The organism is Alteromonas pelagimontana (genome assembly GCF_002499975.2).
Classification (GTDB): domain Bacteria; phylum Pseudomonadota; class Gammaproteobacteria; order Enterobacterales; family Alteromonadaceae; genus Alteromonas; species Alteromonas pelagimontana.
Map to the genome: position 1 here is coordinate 3,557,657 of NZ_CP052766.1, position 17,295 is coordinate 3,574,951.

Consider the following 17,295-nt stretch of genomic DNA (forward strand, 5'->3'; position numbering starts at 1 on the left):
CGCAGTAGCGTAGACTCCATTCAGGACGCCAACGCAGACAAGTGGATTTTATGATGCAGAAACAAGCAGTTATTGAAGAAATGAAAGTGCTTCCCAGCATTGATGTTGCTTTTGAGGTAACGCGACGGGTAGATTTCATCAAGCAGCAACTTAAGCAGTCGGGACTTTCGGCGTTGGTGCTTGGCATCAGCGGCGGTATCGATTCCTGTGCGCTTGGCCGGCTTGCTCAGCTTGCTGTTGATGAGCTCAATGAAGAGCAACATCAAAGGTTTAAATTTATTGCAGTCAGATTACCTTATGGTGTGCAGGTTGATGAAGAAGATGCAACAGCAGCCGTGGAATTTATTAAGCCGTCGCACACCATTACCGTTAACATAAAGCCTGGTGCCGATGGGACTCACGACGCCACATCCTCCGCGCTTAGTGGTAGCGGATTGCTACCAAAAGACGAAGGGAAGCAGGACTTTGTAAAAGGTAATGTTAAAGCTCGTACGCGGATGGTGGTTCAATACGAAATTGCGGGAATGGTAGATGGACTGGTGTTGGGCAGTGATCATTCAGCTGAAAATATCACCGGCTTTTACACCAAGTATGGCGACGGTGCCTGTGATTTGGCTCCTTTATTTGGTCTGAATAAGAGACAGGTTCGCCAGGTAGCAGAGCACCTTGGAGCGCCGGCTAAAATACTTCAAAAAGCCCCCACCGCCGATCTGGAATCATTGGCACCGCAAAAGGCCGACGAGCAGGCTCTGGGGCTGACTTATGATCAAATTGATGATTTTCTTGAAGGGAAGGATGTTCCAGAAGAAGTGTCAGAAAAATTGCTTTATATTTACCAACGAACCCAGCACAAACGGGTTCCCATACCCACCGTTTACGACGAGTAGCCGTTATGAAAAAAATCGAAGCTATTATTAAACCGTTTAAAATGGATGACGTTCGCGAAGCTCTCGCGGAAGTTGGCATTGCAGGAATGACGGTGACCGAAGTTAAAGGCTTTGGACGACAAAAAGGGCATACTGAACTGTATCGCGGCGCCGAATACCAAGTCGATTTTCTGCCGAAGATTAAGATTGAAATGGTGGTTGCGGACGATCTTGTAGAGCAAGCGATCGAAGCGATAGAGGGTTCAGCCAAAACGGGCAAAATCGGGGATGGCAAAATTTTCGTGTATAACGTTGACCATGCGATACGTATTCGTACCGGTGAAAACAACGAAGATGCGTTGTAACCCTGATTAGTCGTAATAATTATTTACGCTGCGAAAACATCAAAAGTGCTAATTCTCATAAAGCGGCGCGTGATTCGATACACCGGAGATAAATTAGGTCACTATTAAAACAGATGAATATGGCCTCTACTAGCCGGTAATTACCCCAATAAAATAAAAGGTGGCCGCGGCCACCTTTTATATTGGGTTGAGTCAACTAGTGATCGTGACCACCCGGCCCGTGCACATGGCCGTGATCCAGTTCTTCTGGTGTCGCTTCACGGACCTCAACCACTTCAACTTCAAATGATAAAGGAACGCCAGCAAGTGGATGATTACCATCCACAACGACTTCATCGTCTGTCGCTTCCACAATCACAACAGATTGCTCACCTTGTTCGGTGGTTGCTCTAAATGACATGCCCACTTCAGGTTCCATGCCTTCAAACATATTTTTAGGTACGCGCTGCACTAGCTGATCCATTCTCTGGCCATAAGCTCTTTCTGGTTCAACCGACACGGAAAAGGAATCGCCTTTGCTTTTACCCATCAGCGCCTCTTCCAGGCCTTCAATGAGAAATCGTCTGCCCAGCAAAACGGTTAAGGGCTGTTTGCCGAAAGATGAATCCAGCTCTGTACCGTCTTCTGAAGACACTTTATAGTGAATCGTAACGACGCTGTCTGAGGTAATTGTCATAATATTTCCTTGATTGTGGCAGCCTTGCGCTGCACGTGAATTTGTCGCCAGCTTACTTTTGCTTAGCGAGATTTTCAGAATTCGGTTCTACAGAGTAAGGTAACGTTATAGGAGTGAAGCTGTGTTCTGGAGCGCTAGCCAACCGATGAACAGCATTCATTTCAGTATCATTTGCTAGTACCGCCATTATCCAGGTTTCCGCTCCTAACGTTGCGGCCCGAATTACCGTACCGCCCCTGCGCCAGTTGTCCCCTAACTGCTTCTCAAGTATATCTCCAGGCTTTACGGCTAGCGCGGCTGGAATACAAAAGCTGAACGCAGCACGTTTGTTTCGCCCCAAATAACGAGTCCGTGCTACGACTTCCTGACCCATATAACAGCCTTTGTTAAAATCAATACCATTTAACGCCTGCAGGTTCATCATCTGCGGCACAAATTGATTGATATTATCATTAGTGACGTCTGGGATCCCATTCTCGACCGCTAGCGCCTCATATACGGAAGAAGGGTAGTTAACAATCTGATTCTGTCTAACATATGTCTGCAGTGCTTCTGCCCCTGCCGGAGATAAAATCAGCCAGTATAGTGACTGCGGATAGTCCTGTCGAATTACCAGGCCATCAGAAGACTGAAGACTTTGCATTGGGCTTTCGGGTAACTTACCAAATTGTTCAATAACGAACGCTTCTGCCTGGGTTCCCTGTAAAGCAAACTGCTGAAAGTGAGAGGCTTCATCACGGATCTCTATTTTTGAAAAAACGCCGTACTTTTGGAGTTGCGCCATAGATGACGTCAATGCGTCTTTAGCAATGCTAAGCAATACTGCATCGCTGAAACGACATACTGTCATCAGCGCCCAGGCTTTGCCTTTAAAATCGCAGTGAGCCGCTCTTCTAGCCTGATCATCAGCCAACTTATTAATATCAACGGTCAATTGTCCGTGAAGATAGCTATCACGCTGTTCACCAGTCACACTAATGATTGCGTGCTGATCAAGGGTAATACAACAATTTTCCTCAATGTTCTTCAATGAGGCGAGTGAACTCATGCGGGCTCCGAGATCCTGTGAGGTAGCAATATTTTTAACAATGGGGCAATTATTTAAAGAAGCAAGCCCGTTGAGTGGAAAACCGCTAAAAAGAGCAGTCAACACAATGTTGGAGGCGTGTTATAGTTAGGCGGTGTAATTAACAGTGAATTTTCTATGTTTTCAGTAAAAAGACGAGCCCGATTAAAGTGGGCGTGCCGTCGCGGTATGCTTGAACTTGATGTGTTGCTGATGCCATTTGTCGATGAAGCATTCGATGATTTAAAAGATGATGAAAAAGAGACGTTTGAACGCTTACTGACGAGTGACGATCCTGACCTGTTTGCGTGGTTCATGGGTCATCAAAAGTGTGAGGATCCAGAATTGGCAGAGATGGTTTCGATTATCGTCAATCGTGTCAAAGTATAGACTTTCGCTACAGGTATCACCACTGCGTCGGTATGCTTATTATGGGCCAGTGATAATTTTAGGCGTAGCCTTATATTTACTGCCAGAACCGGTGTGGACATGGCTGTCTCCACTGTATCTGTTTTTACTGTTTGTACCGGTCGCCCTTTGGTGTGGTTGGCAACATCGTCAACCCGTCGAACAACAACCCGAAGCAGTACAGATAAACCAGGAAGCGCACTGGCAGGTTTTATTGCGAAATAATATTGCAGTAGAAGAGCCGTATCAGATAATTTCCCGCAAAAGCTGCGTCACATTCTTTGCTATATATCTGTGTTTGCTGGACCAGAACAATAAAAAATTTCACCGCTGGATCATGCGAGGGGAGTGTAGCGAGCAGGACTATCGTCGTCTGGTGAGGCAAGTTCTTGCGATTAGACAGTCTTAAAGGGAACAAGCAGAAAATGCGGCACTGACAGAATAGAAGTTTATTTGTGCAACTGACTTCTCTATTATCTATTTTTAGATTTTCTCTCATAGAACTATTTTGAATTTAACTTACTTAAAAGCACTCCTAAAACGGGCAGATACTCAAGCGCTGACGCAATTTAATCCTCCGTTGCTGCCACAAAAGGTTTATGTAGAGCACTTGTCTCCTGATCCAGAACACTATCAGGCATATTGCGAAAACGTAGGCTGGAATGTGAAGCACCAACCTCATCCGTGCTATCTACAGACAAGAGCCACGAATCTTCAAATGCAATGTCTGGCCGATAAAGGAAGCCCGTTCCCGCTTTTAGGGTTGATCCACAGAACCAATGAAATTATCCAGCAAACCCAAGTGGACGTATCCAAGCCAGCGAAGTTAACCGCCCGGTTTCATGATGTTCAAGCTCATGTGAAAGGGTGGGAGATTGGAATAAAAGTTACCGCCGAGCAACAGGGGCAAGATGTTTATCAGGCGATTGGCCGCTATCTGATCAGAATTAATGCGCCTCATGTGGAGCGAAAAGTAGACAGCTCATTTCCGCCTAAAGCGCAGTGGGAGCAGTTCAATGAGGTCACTGATATTGATGTGCCTGAGGGGATTGGACGGCGCTACGCAAAACTTTCCGGCGATTATAATCCTATTCACTTATCGCGTTTTAGCGCCCGTCCGTTTGGATTTGATAAGACAATCGCTCATGGAATGTGGACGCTGGCAAAATGTGTCTCAGAAATTGAAAAACATGTACGACGTAAAGAAAACGCTGCTGATCCTATATCGCAGATATACTGTGAATTTAAGCGTCCGGTGTTTTTGCCAGCTCTGACTCACTTACTTATGGACAACCCCGAACAACACACCGCAACTTTCGCTTTAGTCGGAAATGAAAAAACGGCCCCGCATATTCTCGGCACCGTTTCTTAAACGTTGGCTACGAGCTGTAAGTGGTCAGAGAGCCAGGTTCAATTTTTGTGCGGTTTTTTGAAGGTTGTAAGATAGTTGGGGTAGGGTGCTCCAACATGTCCGGGTAGTCGAGGTTAAAGTGCAGACCGCGACTTTCTTTTCTACTCATCGCACAGCGGACAATCAGTTCAGCAACAGTTACCAGATTACGAAGCTCTAAAAGGTTATTGCTCACCCGGAAGTGAGAATAGTATTCCTGAATTTCCTGCTCTAGCAGATTGATCCTGCGAAGTGCTCTTTCCAGTCGCTTATTGGTGCGAACGATGCCGACATAATCCCACATAAACAGTCGTAGTTCGTGCCAATTGTGTTGAATAATAACTTCTTCATCTGAATTACTCACCTGACTTTCATCCCAAGGCGCAATCGCCTCTTCCGCATAATCATCATTTGTCCGGGAAATAATATGCTCCGCCGCTGCCGATGCATAAACCACACATTCCAGCAACGAATTAGAAGCCATACGATTTGCTCCGTGCAGACCAGTGTAAGCAACTTCCCCAACAGCGTAGACGTTATCCAAATCCGTTCTGGCGTCAAAATCGGTGACCACGCCGCCGCAACTGTAATGTGCTGCCGGTACGACCGGTACGGGTTGGCGGGTAATATCGATTCCTAAGGAACGACAGCGCCGGTAAATATTCGGAAAATGCTTAACGATGAAATCAGCTGGCTTGTGGCTGATATCCAGATACATACAATCTGCGCCTAAACGTTTCATTTCGAAATCGATTGCACGGGCGACAATGTCCCGGGGCGCCAGATCTCCCCGTTCATCGAAATTGTGCATAAAGCGAGTGCCATCAGCGTGACACAGTTGAGCACCTTCGCCCCGCAGCGCTTCTGAAATCAAAAAGTTTCTCGCTAGAGGATGATAAAGGCAGGTAGGGTGAAACTGGTTGAACTCCATATTAGCCACGCGACAGCCAGCGCGCCACGCCATCGCTACCCCGTCACCGCTGGAGACATCAGGATTTGACGTATACTGGTAAACCTTACTTCCGCCGCCGGTTGCCAGCGCAATAAAATTGCTACGAATTACTTCAACATGCTCGCGCTGACGATTCCATACGTATGCACCTGTGCAACGGCCAGGGTGATTTTTCGAAGGAATTAGGTCGATGGCGTTGTAGCGCTCGAAGAAGTGAATGTTAGGATGTGCTGATACCTGATCATTCAAAGTAATTTGTAAAGCTTCACCGGTAGCATCTGCGGCATGTAAAATTCGCCGGTGGCTATGACCGCCTTCTCGGGTTAAGTGGAAACGCTCTACGCCTTGTTCGTTTTTTTCTGTATCAAATGGCACGCCATAATCAATTAACCACTTAAGTGCACCTTTGGCGTGTTCCGCAGTGAAGCGTACAGCAGCTTCATCACATAAACCTGCGCCTGCATCCAGGGTGTCATTAACATGAGCGTCGATGGAATCGAGTTCATCAAAGACAGCGGCAATCCCGCCTTGCGCATAGCGCGTCGAACCTTCATTGCGATCGCTTTTGCTAAGAATAATGACATTGCAGTGATCAGCGAGTTTCAACGCCATGCTTAGACCAGCAGCACCGCTGCCAATAATTAGTACGTCACAACGATGTTCAATCGCTTGTGAATCTGTGGAAGATAGTGAAGAAGTCACTGTTTTCATGTATTTTAGCATTGTCGGATTAAGCGAAGGTTCGGCAAGTCTAATTGATGCAACGAAAAACTTAAATAACGATCAAACATTCGTTTAATTTTTTTGCAATAAAAGATTCTTTTTTGCGAACTTTTTCAGAAGTAGAAAGTCTACTCCATTGCTTGCATGAGCTATCGAGATGTAGACGTATAGGAGATATAGCTCGGATGAGCGAGCAGATAACCGATCAGCAGTTAGTTGAAAAGGTTCAGCGTGGTGATAAAAACGCGTTTAACCTGTTGGTAACCCGATATCAGCATAAAGTGATGCATCTAGTGTCTCGTTATGTGAAAAATACTGGAGATGTTGCCGACGTAACTCAGGATGCTTTTATTAAAGCGTATCGTGCATTGCCAAATTTCCGTGGTGATAGTGCGTTTTATACCTGGTTGTATCGAATTGCAGTGAACAGCGCCAAAAACTACCTCGTTGCTCAGGGTAGAAAGCCACCTGCAAATGATGTAGACGCTGAGGAAGCGGACTACTATGAGGGCAGTGATGCGTTAAAAGAACAAAATACGCCGGAACGGAACCTCCTTTCCAGTGAGATTGAAGCCACCTTATTTCGTGTGGTAGAGAAGCTTCCCGATGATTTGCGTATGGCAATTACGTTGCGCGAAATTGAAGGGTTGAGTTATGAAGAAATAGCCAATGTTATGGACTGTCCGGTAGGAACAGTGAGATCTCGGATATTCCGGGCTCGTGAAGCAATCGACAAAGTGATACAGCCGTTGTTAGAAAATTGAACTTTTTGATGATGTCGGGTACTAACTAGCTGTGTTAAGGTGTTTATTGATCATCATTGATCAGGATTAGATAATATGATGCAACAGCAAGAAAAACTGTCAGCCTTTATGGATGGCGAGACTGAAGGCACTGATATCATCGATGCCATCAAAAACGATGCACTGCTCCAGGCGAAATGGCAACGCTATCATGTTATTCGTAGCGGTCTTCGCAAAGAAGCATCCGTCGCTCCTGAGTTGGACTTGACGGCGCAGATTGCCGCAGCCCTTGAACAGGAACCTGCAATAGTGGCGCCGAAGAAATCTCGCTGGCGATCGTTGCCCGTCATCGGCAACGTGGTGCCGTTTGCGAAGCAATCTGGTCAGTTTGCAGTGGCAGCTTCGGTTGCAGTTGCAGTGATTCTTGGTGTACAACAGTACAATCAGCCTGCACCGACAGAGCCATTTGAATCTTTACCGGGGCGTTTAGGACCGCAGGGTGGGATGGCTCCGGTAAGTCTTGAACAAACCCGTTCTTTGCCGCGCAATGATATGGAAGTATTGCTTGAGAAGAAACGCAAGGTAAATGCGCTGATTGCAGACCATGAACAACAAGTGAGATTAAAGCAGGCAGAGGAACAAAGTGAAGCTGCCAAGCTGAATGAGGAATCAGACGAAAGTCCGAAATAAATAAGCGATGAAATTAATGTGTAGTATTAGCATACCAGCCCCTTGTGGGCTGGTATGTGCATTTTTACGCCCTTACAAATTGGCTTGGGCGATAACAGGTTTATTTCCCGTAGGACTTTACGCTCAGGAAGTTACCCATCCAGATGCTATTCGGTCGAATGGCGATCCTAATGTGGTTCAGCAACAAAGCACAGCGGCTGAGTCTACAGCCGAATTTGTGCCCGAGCGCGGTGAAGCGCAACCTGATGACGAAGTTGCAGCCACGCGTTTGTTGAGCGCATCAGATTGGTTACACCGGCTCACCGACTCGACTCGCAAGCTAAATTTTCAGATTTCTTTTGTGGTGAGTCGTTCAGGCCAGGAAACTGAACCTTACCTTTGGCGTCATGCAATATGGGAAGATGGCACTGCCATGGAGCAGTTGAACTTACAGAACGGGCCAGGGCGGGAATTAATTCGGGTAGACGATGTAGTCAGCGTATTTGAGCCGGATGTGCCTCCATACAGTTTGCGCTCTACCGAGATAAACGGACCGATTCCCAGCGAGCTACTGTTCCATCCTGATACGCTTAAAAAAGGTTACGAATTCGTTACCGTTGGCAGAGCACGGGTAACCGGGCGCCCCGCTCAGCAGATACGGATTGTCAGCCGCGATAATACCCGTTTCAGTTATCAATTGTGGCTGGATGAAAAAACGGGTATGTTGCTGAAAATGAATACGCTGGATTTACAGGGAAATCTTCTGGAGCAAATTCAGGTCACTAGCTTGTCTATTCTTGATTCACCTCACCACTATTTTGCCCGGGTTAACCAGGCTTCCTTACCCGATGTAATGGCAATTGTGCCCAAGTTACCCAGGCAGCATAACTGGGAAGTCGAATATCTACCTGAAGGAATGACAGAAGTGAAGCGGGATATCCGTCGTCTGTCTTTGACAGGTCAGGTGGTGGAATACAAGATGTTCAGTGATGGTCTGGTTGATGTGTCTGTTTATGTTCAACCTGCTACGGATGCTGTGGGCGCCGACCTTGTACTTAGACACGACCTCAACACTTTCCTGACTTTAACTGATGGTAAAGCGCAGGTAACGGTGGTGGGTGAAATCCCTTTAAAAACAGCAAATGCCATAGCTACGTCATTACGGGTTAAGGACACAGGCAAATGATTACTGAAACCGCGCGCGTGGTCGCCGTTGATGGCGATAAAGTTACTTTGGAAGCCGCAATTAAATCGACATGTTCAAGTTGCCAGGCGCAGGCAAATTGCGGTTCTGGTGTTATCTCTCGTGCTATGGCCCCCAAAACCCAGCAATTAACAGTGACTGCCTTGTTTCCAGTTTCTGTAGGTGACAGCGTTAAAGTGGGAATTCCTGAAGCGGGGATTCTTGCCGCTTCAGGCTGGCTGTATCTCGTCCCTTTACTCATTTTTATTGGCTGTGCGCTGCTGCTTACCGAGCTGCTGCCTAAAATTGGCTTCAACAGCGAGTTATGGGTAGTTGCTGGCAGTATCGCAGCTACGATGGCAGGTTTTATTTGGATTTCTGGCTATCTAAAGCAATTCGATAAACGCCGCTTTCAACCGGTGATTTTCCCCCTACAGAAGCACGTTGAAGCCAGCGTTCACACAGCCGCGAACAAAGACGACGCCGAAAGCCGCTAATCAAACGGCGAGTCTATTCGCTTTTCCCTTCAGAAATAGGTAAAATCCGCACGCTTCGCGCGCAATCGCTTTTAATTTAAGTATCGTTGCGCTTAATCAGGCTTTGCATTAGCAAAGTGACAATACCGTTAACGTTATTCTTGCAGGTAATCTCCAGCATTATGCAACATTCGCACATTCGTAATTTCAGTATCATTGCCCACATTGACCACGGAAAATCCACGTTGTCAGATCGTCTTATCCAGCACTGCGGAGGGCTTACAGAGCGTGAGATGGCCGAGCAAGTGCTGGACTCCATGGACATTGAGCGGGAGCGCGGCATCACGATAAAAGCGCAAAGTGTCACCCTTAATTACAAAGCGAAGAATGGTGAAACTTATCAGCTGAACTTTATCGATACTCCAGGCCACGTAGATTTCACTTATGAAGTCTCACGTTCACTTGCGGCTTGTGAGGGCGCATTGCTGGTAGTGGATGCGGGGCAGGGGGTAGAAGCACAAACATTGGCGAACTGTTACACCGCTATCGATATGAATATGGAAGTTGTGCCTATTCTCAATAAAATCGATTTGCCACAGGCCGAACCTGAGCGCGTTGCAGAGGAAATCGAAGACATCGTAGGTATCGATGCTATTGACGCAGTACGTTGCTCCGCGAAAACCGGTGTAGGTATTGAGGATGTGCTTGAAGTTATTGTTAATAAAATTCCGCCGCCAGTAGGAGATCGTGATAAACCACTGCGTGCGCTAATTGTTGATTCCTGGTTTGATAACTATCAAGGTGTAGTGTCACTGGTACGAATTGTCGAAGGTCAGTTGACCGTGAAAGACAAAATTCAGATTATGTCCAATGGTCACTCACATCAGGTCGACAAAGTTGGGGTGTTTACTCCCAAAGCTTTGGATACCGGTGTACTACGAGCTGGTGAAGTTGGTTTCATCATTGCTGGTATAAAAGAAATTCATGGCGCACCTGTGGGCGATACCATTACCTTAGCAAAGCAACCCGCGGAAAAGGCGTTGCCGGGCTTTAAGAAAGTAAAACCGCAGGTTTATGCCGGTGTGTTTCCTGTTAGTTCCGATGATTATGAAGATTTTCGTGACGCTTTATCTAAACTTAGTCTGAATGATGCCTCATTATTTTATGAGCCAGAAAGTTCCGCTGCTTTAGGTTTTGGCTTCCGTATTGGCTTTCTGGGCATGCTGCACATGGAAATTATCCAGGAGCGCCTTGAACGGGAGTATGATCTTGACCTTATTACCACCGCCCCGACCGTAATTTATGAAGTAAAGACAACACGGGGGGAAGTGTATACGGTGGATAATCCCTCTAAGCTGCCGGCAGTCAATGAGATTGAAGAAATCCTTGAGCCTATGGTGGAAGCGCATATTCTGGTGCCGCAGGATTATCTTGGTAACGTCATTACGCTTTGCGTCGAAAAGCGCGGCATGCAGACCAACATGACTTACCACGGTAAGCAAGTGGCGGTAACTTATGAAATTCCTATGGCAGAAGTAGTGCTGGATTTCTTTGACCGATTAAAATCTACCAGTCGGGGCTTTGCCTCGCTGGATTATAACTTCAAACGCTTCCAATCTTCCGACATGGTGCGGGTAGACATATTGATTAACGGTGAGCGCGTGGATGCGCTGGCACTTATCACTCACAGAGACAATTCGCAGCAGCGTGGCCGGGATATGGTCGACAAACTTCGTGAACTCATCCCAAGACAAATGTTTGATATTGCTATTCAGGCTGCAATCGGGAACCATGTCATAGCACGTAGTACAGTTAAACAGCTACGTAAGAATGTTATTGCCAAGTGTTATGGCGGCGATGTGAGTCGGAAGAAGAAACTGCTCCAGAAACAAAAAGAAGGGAAGAAGCGAATGAAGCAAGTAGGAAACGTTGAGTTGCCACAAGATGCCTTCTTGGCGGTACTGAAGGTTGGTAAATAATGGCGAACTATTTTTCTATACTGCTGGTAATTTTAACCATTGCCTCAGGTCTGATCTGGCTGATTGATGCTATCGTTTTTGCGCCCAAACGTAAGCGTAAAGCTGCGCAAAGCGACGCTCGCGCCACTGGCACTTCAGCAATGGGGTCTGAACCAGAGGTGCCTTATCTGGTTGATACCGCACAGCAGATTTTTCCCGTCATTGCTTTTGTACTGATACTGCGCTCGTTTCTGTACGAGCCTTTTCAAATACCTTCAGGCTCCATGATGCCAACCCTGCTGGTCGGTGATTTTATTCTGGTAGAGAAGTTTGCTTACGGTCTGCGCGACCCGGTGTTTCGAAACAAGTTTGTTGAAACGGGAGAGCCTGAACGCGGTGATGTAGTAGTGTTTAAATATCCGGAAGATCCTAATATCGATTACATTAAGCGTGTGGTCGGGCTGCCGGGCGACACCGTGGTATACCAGAACAAACAAATTTTCATTAAACCTTATTGCGCTAACGAGCAAGCCAAGCAGTGTCCAGCGCTAAAACCGGTTCCGGTAGAATTTAAAAGCCGCGGCGATTTTGTTCAGGACATGGCGCCTTTGCTGCGATATACCGAGCAATTAGGAGAGGCGAGCCATGACATATTGCGCCATCCGATGCGCGATATTCCTGCTTCTAATTACTATACTCAGCCTGGTACCCGCAGTAATGAATGGCTTGTTCCTGAAAACCACTATTTTGTGATGGGAGACAATCGTGATAATAGCCGTGACAGCCGTTTCTGGGGATTCGTACCCGAAGAAAATCTCGTAGGTGAAGCCGTGGCTATCTGGATTAGCTTTGAGTTTGAACGGGGTGAAGACAGTCTGCTGCCCACCTGGATACCAACGGGCGTTCGCTTTAGCCGCGTGGGTAGTATTGAATAATGCAGGGTATCGACACGTACGCGCATCTTACACGCGTGCTGAATTATCAGTTCTCAAATATTAGCTTGCTGGAGCAGGCGCTAACCCATCGAAGTGCCGGTAAAAACCATAACGAGCGGCTTGAGTTTCTCGGTGACGCCGTGCTGGGCATGGTAGTGGCTGATGCGCTGTTTCAGAAGTTTCCGCAGGTGCCGGAAGGCAAACTCACACGCATGCGTTCTACTCTGGTTAAGGGAGAAACGTTGGCTGAACTTGGACGAGAAGCCAAAGTGGGAGACCTGCTTAAACTCGGACAAGGAGAGTTGAAAAGCGGCGGTCATCGAAGGGGCTCCATTCTCGCTGACGCTGTGGAAGCCATTCTTGGCGCTATTTACCTTGACGCAGGGTTAGAAACCGTAAGAGCTGTGATATTGACGCTGTGGGAGAAGCGCATTGATGCGCTGGATCCTAATGAACATCCCAAAGACAGCAAAACCCGTCTCCAGGAGTACCTGCAATCCCGACGTGAAGCGCTGCCAGTCTATGATGTGGTAAATATATCCGGCAAAGATCATGCGCAAGTCTTTGAAATCAGTTGTATGGTTAATCAACTGGATGAGCCCATGATTGGCACCGGAAACAGTCGCCGCAAGGCAGAACAGGAAGCTGCCAGAATGGCCCTGGAGAAATTAGAAGATGCAGGAAAATGACACCTCAACCCGTTGTGGGTTAGTCGCGATTGTTGGTCGTCCCAATGTAGGTAAATCTACATTACTGAACCAGTTGCTCGGGCAAAAAGTAAGTATTACCTCACGCAAGCCGCAAACTACCCGCCACCGAATTTTAGGAATTGATACTGACGGCGATACGCAATCTATCTATGTAGATACTCCCGGTCTTCATCAGGATGAAAAACGTGCGATAAACCGCTACATGAACCGTGCAGCGTCAAGTTCATTGGCAGAAGTAGGATTAGTCCTGTTTGTGGTCGAAGGCACGCGCTGGACCGACGATGATCAAATGGTGCTAAATAAGGTCATTAATTCCGGCTTGCCTTGCTATCTTATCGTGAACAAAGTGGATAAGGTGCAGGATCGTGATGCCCTGATGAAGCACTTGCAGGTGCTCTCAAGCCAACATACCTTTGAACACATTATTCCCATAAGCGCCAGGCAGGGAAAACAGGTGGACGCGGTGCGAGAACAGGTGCAGGCATCATTGCCTTACAGCGAGTTCTATTTTCCTGACGATTATATCACTGACCGTTCCAGTCGATTTATGGCTGCGGAAATCATTCGCGAAAAATTAATGCGCTTTACTGGTGATGAATTACCGTATTCCACTACCGTTGAAATTGAACAATTCAAATTAATGGAAAACGGCGTGTATCGTATTAATGGCTTGATTCTGGTGGAACGGGAAAGCCAGAAACGTATGGTAATTGGAAAAGGTGGAAAACAGCTGAAAACCATTGGTGAGCAAGCACGTAAAGATATGGAATCGTTGTTTGACAACAAAGTTTTTCTGGAGCTTTGGGTGAAGGTTAAACAAGGGTGGGCGGATGATGAGCGGGCATTACGTTCGCTTGGCTATGGTGAAGAGTAAACGCTAACTCTGGCTTCCCATACTAAGTGAAAATCTCTGGATTCGTAAAGGCAGGAGGTGTCATGGCAATTTCGGATATGCGTCGACAGTATTCAATGGGCTCTCTGACTGAAAAGCAGTTAACGCCTCATCCGTTGACACTGTTCAAAATGTGGCTGCAAGACGCTATTGATGCAGGTATACCGGATCCTACTGCAATGACGGTAGCAACGGTTGCGGCCAATGGGCAGCCTTCCCAGCGTATCGTTTTACTTAAAGATGTTACTGAGGAAGGCTTTGTTTTCTACACTAACCTCGGTAGCCGTAAAGCACAGGAAATTGCGGCTAACCCAAAGGTCGCGTTGCATTTCCCGTGGTTTTTTATGGAGCGTCAGGTTCGAATCTGCGGAACGGCCGAAAAACTCAGCGCGGCAGAAAACGCTCGGTACTTCTTTTCTCGTCCAAAAGATAGCCAGTTGGCTGCGTACGCTTCGAAGCAAAGCCAGCCCATTTCTACCCGCGAATTGTTAATGACCCAGTTTCATCAGCTAAAAGAAAAATTTGCCAATAAAAGTCTTCCTGTTCCTGATTTTTGGGGAGGCTTTCGTATTAAGCCGCATCAAGTAGAATTTTGGCAAGGCGGAGAAGATCGCTTGCACGATCGGTTTGAATATAATGTCGATGATGCGGGGAACTGGCAAACTCAAAGGTTAATGCCCTAGGCGAGGATTTCGAAAGATGATTGACAGCCATTGCCATCTGGATCTCCCTGCTTTTAAAGATGATATTGATGATGTTATCGCCAACAGTGAAAAAGCCGGCGTTACGCGATTTCTGGTTCCGGGTACTACGCCATCGGGCTGGCAACGGCAACTTGATCTGCAGTCACGCTATCCACAGCTCGATTTGGCTTTCGGTCTGCATCCTTATTTTTTTGCAGAATTTAATGACTCCAGTGTTCAAGCTTTGGAGAAATCGCTGGATGAGCATCGCGACATTCTGGTCGCTGTCGGTGAAATTGGTCTGGATGCCACTGTTGATACCAGTGCACAGGATCAGGAATCGCTGTTTTCTGCCCAGCTAGCATTGGCAAAAAATTTCAGGTTACCTGTCATTTTACATCATCATAAAACCCATCACCGTCTAATTGGCTTATTAAAAGAAGCGGCTTTCCCCTTTAAAGGCATTATTCACGCTTTCTCCGGCAGTGAACAGGTTGCTAACGACTATATCGAGATGGGATTCTTACTTGGCATTGGCGGCACTATTACCTATGAAAGGGCAAAAAAGACGCGCAACGCGCTGGCTAACATCCCACTAAGGCATCTTGTGCTAGAAACTGATGCGCCAGATATGCCTATGGCCGGACGCCAGGGGCTGCGCAATTCCCCGCAGTATTTGCCCCAGATAGTCGAAGTGTTAAGTGAACTTAAAGCAACAACATCAGAGGATGTAATACGTCAAACTTCACAGAACTACTGCCGCCTGTTTAAGTTCTCACAAACAAAGAGCGATTTGTAACGTCGTTGCAATAGCGGGCGTAATTTGTAAAAAAACCGCGCTACGTAAAAGCCGGTGAAAAAAGTGATGAATCCAACAGCAACTATCAGAGGTTGCTTATCCCGCTCGCGAGCTAATGGTTTGGCTAACTGGGCGCGTTGATCTACCAGTAGACGGAGATAACCGGTAGTTGTTCCGGCGTCATTCACGATGTCCTGCACTTGAGTAACGGGCGGAAAAGGATTGAGGTAAGTTTTACTGACCACCGAGGATGTGCTATCTAAAGGCGCGATTATCTCCCCCTGGCTATCAAAAACGGTTGCAGCCAGCACTCGGGGCTCGGACGCTAAGATGGCCAGCGTTGCCGTTACCGTTTGCGTATCTTTGTCCTGTACGGCAGGAGCCAAAATTTGGCTGTACTGTCGAACCAGTGTTTTGCCCGGCTCTGCCGCTTGTTCCAGCAACCACGCCTGCTGTTGCTTCTGATACGTAATCACCACATAAAGGATGAGTAACATTATTGCCGCTAGCAGTAGTGTATGAAAAATTTGCTTTAAAACGCGATAGCCGCTGTGTGAGACCAATTGAGACGCCCGTTGGTCTGAGATAGGGTTGCCAGGGAATGTGGATTCTGTTGACGAGGCAGGATGTGAAGGCATAAGTGTAAGTCCGACGGCATTTGACGAGGTATAACCTGTGGGGCAACAGTAGGGTAAATATATCATATTGCCAAGTGGTTATTTCACACGGAGGTATCTTTCGTTAGGATGAGCGCAGTTTAGAATTAAGGATATGTGCTAGTGACCAAAATAACTCCCAATGACTCTCAGCTACACAGCGCAGCTTACCTGCAATCGTTGCTCTGTGTTCCGAACCTGGCGATGCACCTTACAACCACGGGCTGGCGCCAGGAAGCGCACAAAAGTGATGCCACGCCACCCGCTGATGCCGTAGTGACCGTGGCTGCCCAGGCGCTGACTTTGCATCAACTTACGGAAATAGTAAAGGCGTTGGCGGATAATGTTTCTGTTGGTGGAATAGTGGAGCATGGGTTAAACCAGGCGTTTGGGGAAACTGTGCTTACCGCTCCTGTAATGTTGCACAACCACCAGTCTCTTAAGCAGAAGATAACCGAGGTTTCAACGCGCTACCGGGTGGAGCTTGCGGTGCAGCGTACACAACCGGAACTGGAAAAAGCCGGCCTGCTGGTGATGGATATGGATAGCACCGTGATTCAAATCGAATGTATTGATGAAATTGCTAAACTCACCGGACTGGGCGATCAAGTTGCGGCAGTAACCGAACGCGCCATGCGGGGCGAAATGGAATTTAAAGAAAGCCTGATTGCGCGAGTCGCGTGTTTAGAGGGAGTTAAAGCTGAAATGTTAACTCAGATCCGCGATAGCATTCCGGTGATGCCAGGCGCGATTACGCTGGTTGAAGAACTAAAACGCCGTGGCTGGCGAGTTGCCATTGCATCGGGTGGGTTCACGTTTTTCGCTAATCATCTGGCAACCCGTCTTGGGTTGGATGCTGCCATTTCTAATGAGCTGGAAGTCGTCGCCGGAACCTTAACCGGAAAAGTTTCAGGCAGCATCGTTGACGCCAACGTTAAAGCACAGACCGTCACCCAACTGGCAACTGACTGGAATATTCCGCTACAACAAACGATAGCGATGGGAGACGGTGCCAATGACCTGCTAATGATGGAAAAAGCGGGTTTGGGGGTTGCGTGTCATGCCAAGCCTATAGTAAACGACAACGCTGATGTCGCCATTCGATACAGTGGCCTTCATGCACTGCTTTACTACATGAAATAAAA

General features: G+C 47.2%; 20 protein-coding genes. 16 read left to right on the forward strand and 4 right to left on the reverse strand.

All coding sequences use genetic code 11. The features are described from left to right. Positions 1-53: 53 nt before the first annotated feature. The gene (nadE, locus tag CA267_RS15660; RefSeq protein WP_075610341.1) at positions 54-887 is read left to right on the forward strand and encodes an ammonia-dependent NAD(+) synthetase; all 834 of its coding nucleotides are present in this window, start codon (positions 54-56) and stop codon (positions 885-887) included. A gap of 5 nt (positions 888-892) precedes the next feature. Continuing rightward, positions 893-1,231, forward strand: a complete 339-nt coding sequence (locus CA267_RS15665) for a P-II family nitrogen regulator (RefSeq protein WP_075610275.1) — start codon at positions 893-895, stop codon at positions 1,229-1,231. Positions 1,232-1,427: 196 nt separating this feature from the next. Here the strand turns inward: CA267_RS15665 and CA267_RS15670 are convergent, their stop codons facing one another. Continuing rightward, a complete protein-coding gene (locus CA267_RS15670) occupies positions 1,428-1,907 on the reverse strand; it encodes an FKBP-type peptidyl-prolyl cis-trans isomerase (protein WP_075610276.1) in 480 nt (159 codons plus the stop codon). Between the two features lie 52 nt (positions 1,908-1,959). Continuing rightward, positions 1,960-2,955: a tRNA-modifying protein YgfZ gene (ygfZ, locus tag CA267_RS15675; protein WP_075610277.1), complete on the reverse strand. Its 996-nt coding sequence runs from the start codon at positions 2,953-2,955 to the stop codon at positions 1,960-1,962. Positions 2,956-3,111: 156 nt separating this feature from the next. Here ygfZ and CA267_RS15680 point away from each other — a divergent pair, with 156 nt between their 5' ends. The 3 genes from CA267_RS15680 (at position 3,112) to CA267_RS15690 (ending at position 4,753) form a co-directional block, all read left to right on the forward strand. Beyond that, a complete protein-coding gene (locus CA267_RS15680) occupies positions 3,112-3,363 on the forward strand; it encodes an FAD assembly factor SdhE (RefSeq protein ID WP_075610278.1) in 252 nt (83 codons plus the stop codon). Next, positions 3,350-3,790 carry a protein YgfX gene (locus CA267_RS15685; protein WP_139316260.1) on the forward strand — a complete coding sequence of 147 codons (441 nt, stop codon included), beginning with the start codon at positions 3,350-3,352 and terminating at the stop codon, positions 3,788-3,790. The genes CA267_RS15680 and CA267_RS15685 overlap by 14 nt, the downstream gene beginning before the upstream one ends. A gap of 99 nt (positions 3,791-3,889) precedes the next feature. Beyond that, on the forward strand, positions 3,890-4,753 hold the full coding sequence (locus CA267_RS15690; protein WP_075610280.1) for a MaoC family dehydratase: 864 nt from the start codon (positions 3,890-3,892) through the stop codon (positions 4,751-4,753). Positions 4,754-4,760: 7 nt separating this feature from the next. Here the strand turns inward: CA267_RS15690 and nadB are convergent, their stop codons facing one another. Beyond that, positions 4,761-6,434: an L-aspartate oxidase gene (gene nadB, locus CA267_RS15695; RefSeq protein WP_075610281.1), complete on the reverse strand. Its 1,674-nt coding sequence runs from the start codon at positions 6,432-6,434 to the stop codon at positions 4,761-4,763. Between the two features lie 197 nt (positions 6,435-6,631). On the opposite strand from nadB, the gene rpoE reads away from it, so the two are divergent. The 10 genes from rpoE to CA267_RS15745 all read left to right on the forward strand — a co-directional run bounded on the left by rpoE (position 6,632) and on the right by CA267_RS15745 (position 15,494). Further along, entirely contained in the window at positions 6,632-7,210 is a 579-nt protein-coding gene (rpoE, locus tag CA267_RS15700; RefSeq protein ID WP_075610282.1) for an RNA polymerase sigma factor RpoE, read from the forward strand. Positions 7,211-7,285: 75 nt separating this feature from the next. Then, positions 7,286-7,879: a sigma-E factor negative regulatory protein gene (locus tag CA267_RS15705; protein ID WP_075610283.1), complete on the forward strand. Its 594-nt coding sequence runs from the start codon at positions 7,286-7,288 to the stop codon at positions 7,877-7,879. A gap of 16 nt (positions 7,880-7,895) precedes the next feature. Further along, on the forward strand, positions 7,896-9,044 hold the full coding sequence (locus CA267_RS15710; RefSeq protein WP_083638572.1) for a MucB/RseB C-terminal domain-containing protein: 1,149 nt from the start codon (positions 7,896-7,898) through the stop codon (positions 9,042-9,044). Next, complete coding sequence (locus tag CA267_RS15715) at positions 9,041-9,538, forward strand: SoxR reducing system RseC family protein (protein ID WP_075610284.1); 498 nt, start codon at positions 9,041-9,043, stop codon at positions 9,536-9,538. The genes CA267_RS15710 and CA267_RS15715 overlap by 4 nt, the downstream gene beginning before the upstream one ends. A 161-nt stretch (positions 9,539-9,699) precedes the next feature. Further along, a complete protein-coding gene (gene lepA / locus CA267_RS15720) occupies positions 9,700-11,496 on the forward strand; it encodes a translation elongation factor 4 (RefSeq protein ID WP_075610285.1) in 1,797 nt (598 codons plus the stop codon). Then, positions 11,496-12,410 carry a signal peptidase I gene (gene lepB, locus CA267_RS15725; RefSeq protein WP_075610286.1) on the forward strand — a complete coding sequence of 305 codons (915 nt, stop codon included), beginning with the start codon at positions 11,496-11,498 and terminating at the stop codon, positions 12,408-12,410. The genes lepA and lepB overlap by 1 nt, the downstream gene beginning before the upstream one ends. Continuing rightward, on the forward strand, positions 12,410-13,099 hold the full coding sequence (gene rnc / locus CA267_RS15730) for a ribonuclease III (RefSeq protein WP_075610287.1): 690 nt from the start codon (positions 12,410-12,412) through the stop codon (positions 13,097-13,099). Before lepB ends, rnc begins: the two co-directional genes overlap by 1 nt. Next, positions 13,086-13,994 carry a GTPase Era gene (gene era, locus CA267_RS15735; protein ID WP_075610288.1) on the forward strand — a complete coding sequence of 303 codons (909 nt, stop codon included), beginning with the start codon at positions 13,086-13,088 and terminating at the stop codon, positions 13,992-13,994. Before rnc ends, era begins: the two co-directional genes overlap by 14 nt. Positions 13,995-14,056: 62 nt before the next feature. Further along, entirely contained in the window at positions 14,057-14,695 is a 639-nt protein-coding gene (pdxH, locus tag CA267_RS15740; RefSeq protein ID WP_075610289.1) for a pyridoxamine 5'-phosphate oxidase, read from the forward strand. Positions 14,696-14,711: 16 nt separating this feature from the next. Beyond that, entirely contained in the window at positions 14,712-15,494 is a 783-nt protein-coding gene (locus CA267_RS15745; protein ID WP_075610290.1) for a TatD family hydrolase, read from the forward strand. On the opposite strand, the gene CA267_RS15750 is transcribed toward CA267_RS15745, so the two are convergent. Then, complete coding sequence (locus CA267_RS15750) at positions 15,449-16,132, reverse strand: AhpA/YtjB family protein (RefSeq protein WP_075610291.1); 684 nt, start codon at positions 16,130-16,132, stop codon at positions 15,449-15,451. The two genes, CA267_RS15745 and CA267_RS15750, sit on opposite strands and share 46 nt — an antisense overlap. Positions 16,133-16,273: 141 nt before the next feature. Here CA267_RS15750 and serB point away from each other — a divergent pair, with 141 nt between their 5' ends. Beyond that, the gene (gene serB, locus CA267_RS15755; RefSeq protein ID WP_075610292.1) at positions 16,274-17,293 is read left to right on the forward strand and encodes a phosphoserine phosphatase SerB; all 1,020 of its coding nucleotides are present in this window, start codon (positions 16,274-16,276) and stop codon (positions 17,291-17,293) included. Positions 17,294-17,295: the final 2 nt, after the last annotated feature.

Coding starts and splice junctions, on each gene's coding strand:
- lepB (WP_075610286.1), top strand. CDS start 11,496: ATGGCGAACTATTTTTCTATACTGCTGGTAATTTTAACCATTGCCTCA.
- CA267_RS15715 (WP_075610284.1), top strand. CDS start 9,041: ATGATTACTGAAACCGCGCGCGTGGTCGCCGTTGATGGCGATAAAGTT.
- pdxH (WP_075610289.1), top strand. CDS start 14,057: ATGGCAATTTCGGATATGCGTCGACAGTATTCAATGGGCTCTCTGACT.
- nadB (WP_075610281.1), bottom strand. CDS start 6,434: ATGAAAACAGTGACTTCTTCACTATCTTCCACAGATTCACAAGCGATT.
- era (WP_075610288.1), top strand. CDS start 13,086: ATGCAGGAAAATGACACCTCAACCCGTTGTGGGTTAGTCGCGATTGTT.
- CA267_RS15705 (WP_075610283.1), top strand. CDS start 7,286: ATGATGCAACAGCAAGAAAAACTGTCAGCCTTTATGGATGGCGAGACT.
- lepA (WP_075610285.1), top strand. CDS start 9,700: ATGCAACATTCGCACATTCGTAATTTCAGTATCATTGCCCACATTGAC.
- CA267_RS15750 (WP_075610291.1), bottom strand. CDS start 16,132: ATGCCTTCACATCCTGCCTCGTCAACAGAATCCACATTCCCTGGCAAC.
- CA267_RS15670 (WP_075610276.1), bottom strand. CDS start 1,907: ATGACAATTACCTCAGACAGCGTCGTTACGATTCACTATAAAGTGTCT.
- ygfZ (WP_075610277.1), bottom strand. CDS start 2,955: ATGAGTTCACTCGCCTCATTGAAGAACATTGAGGAAAATTGTTGTATT.
- CA267_RS15745 (WP_075610290.1), top strand. CDS start 14,712: ATGATTGACAGCCATTGCCATCTGGATCTCCCTGCTTTTAAAGATGAT.
- rnc (WP_075610287.1), top strand. CDS start 12,410: ATGCAGGGTATCGACACGTACGCGCATCTTACACGCGTGCTGAATTAT.
- nadE (WP_075610341.1), top strand. CDS start 54: ATGCAGAAACAAGCAGTTATTGAAGAAATGAAAGTGCTTCCCAGCATT.
- rpoE (WP_075610282.1), top strand. CDS start 6,632: ATGAGCGAGCAGATAACCGATCAGCAGTTAGTTGAAAAGGTTCAGCGT.
- CA267_RS15680 (WP_075610278.1), top strand. CDS start 3,112: ATGTTTTCAGTAAAAAGACGAGCCCGATTAAAGTGGGCGTGCCGTCGC.
- CA267_RS15665 (WP_075610275.1), top strand. CDS start 893: ATGAAAAAAATCGAAGCTATTATTAAACCGTTTAAAATGGATGACGTT.
- CA267_RS15710 (WP_083638572.1), top strand. CDS start 7,896: ATGTGTAGTATTAGCATACCAGCCCCTTGTGGGCTGGTATGTGCATTT.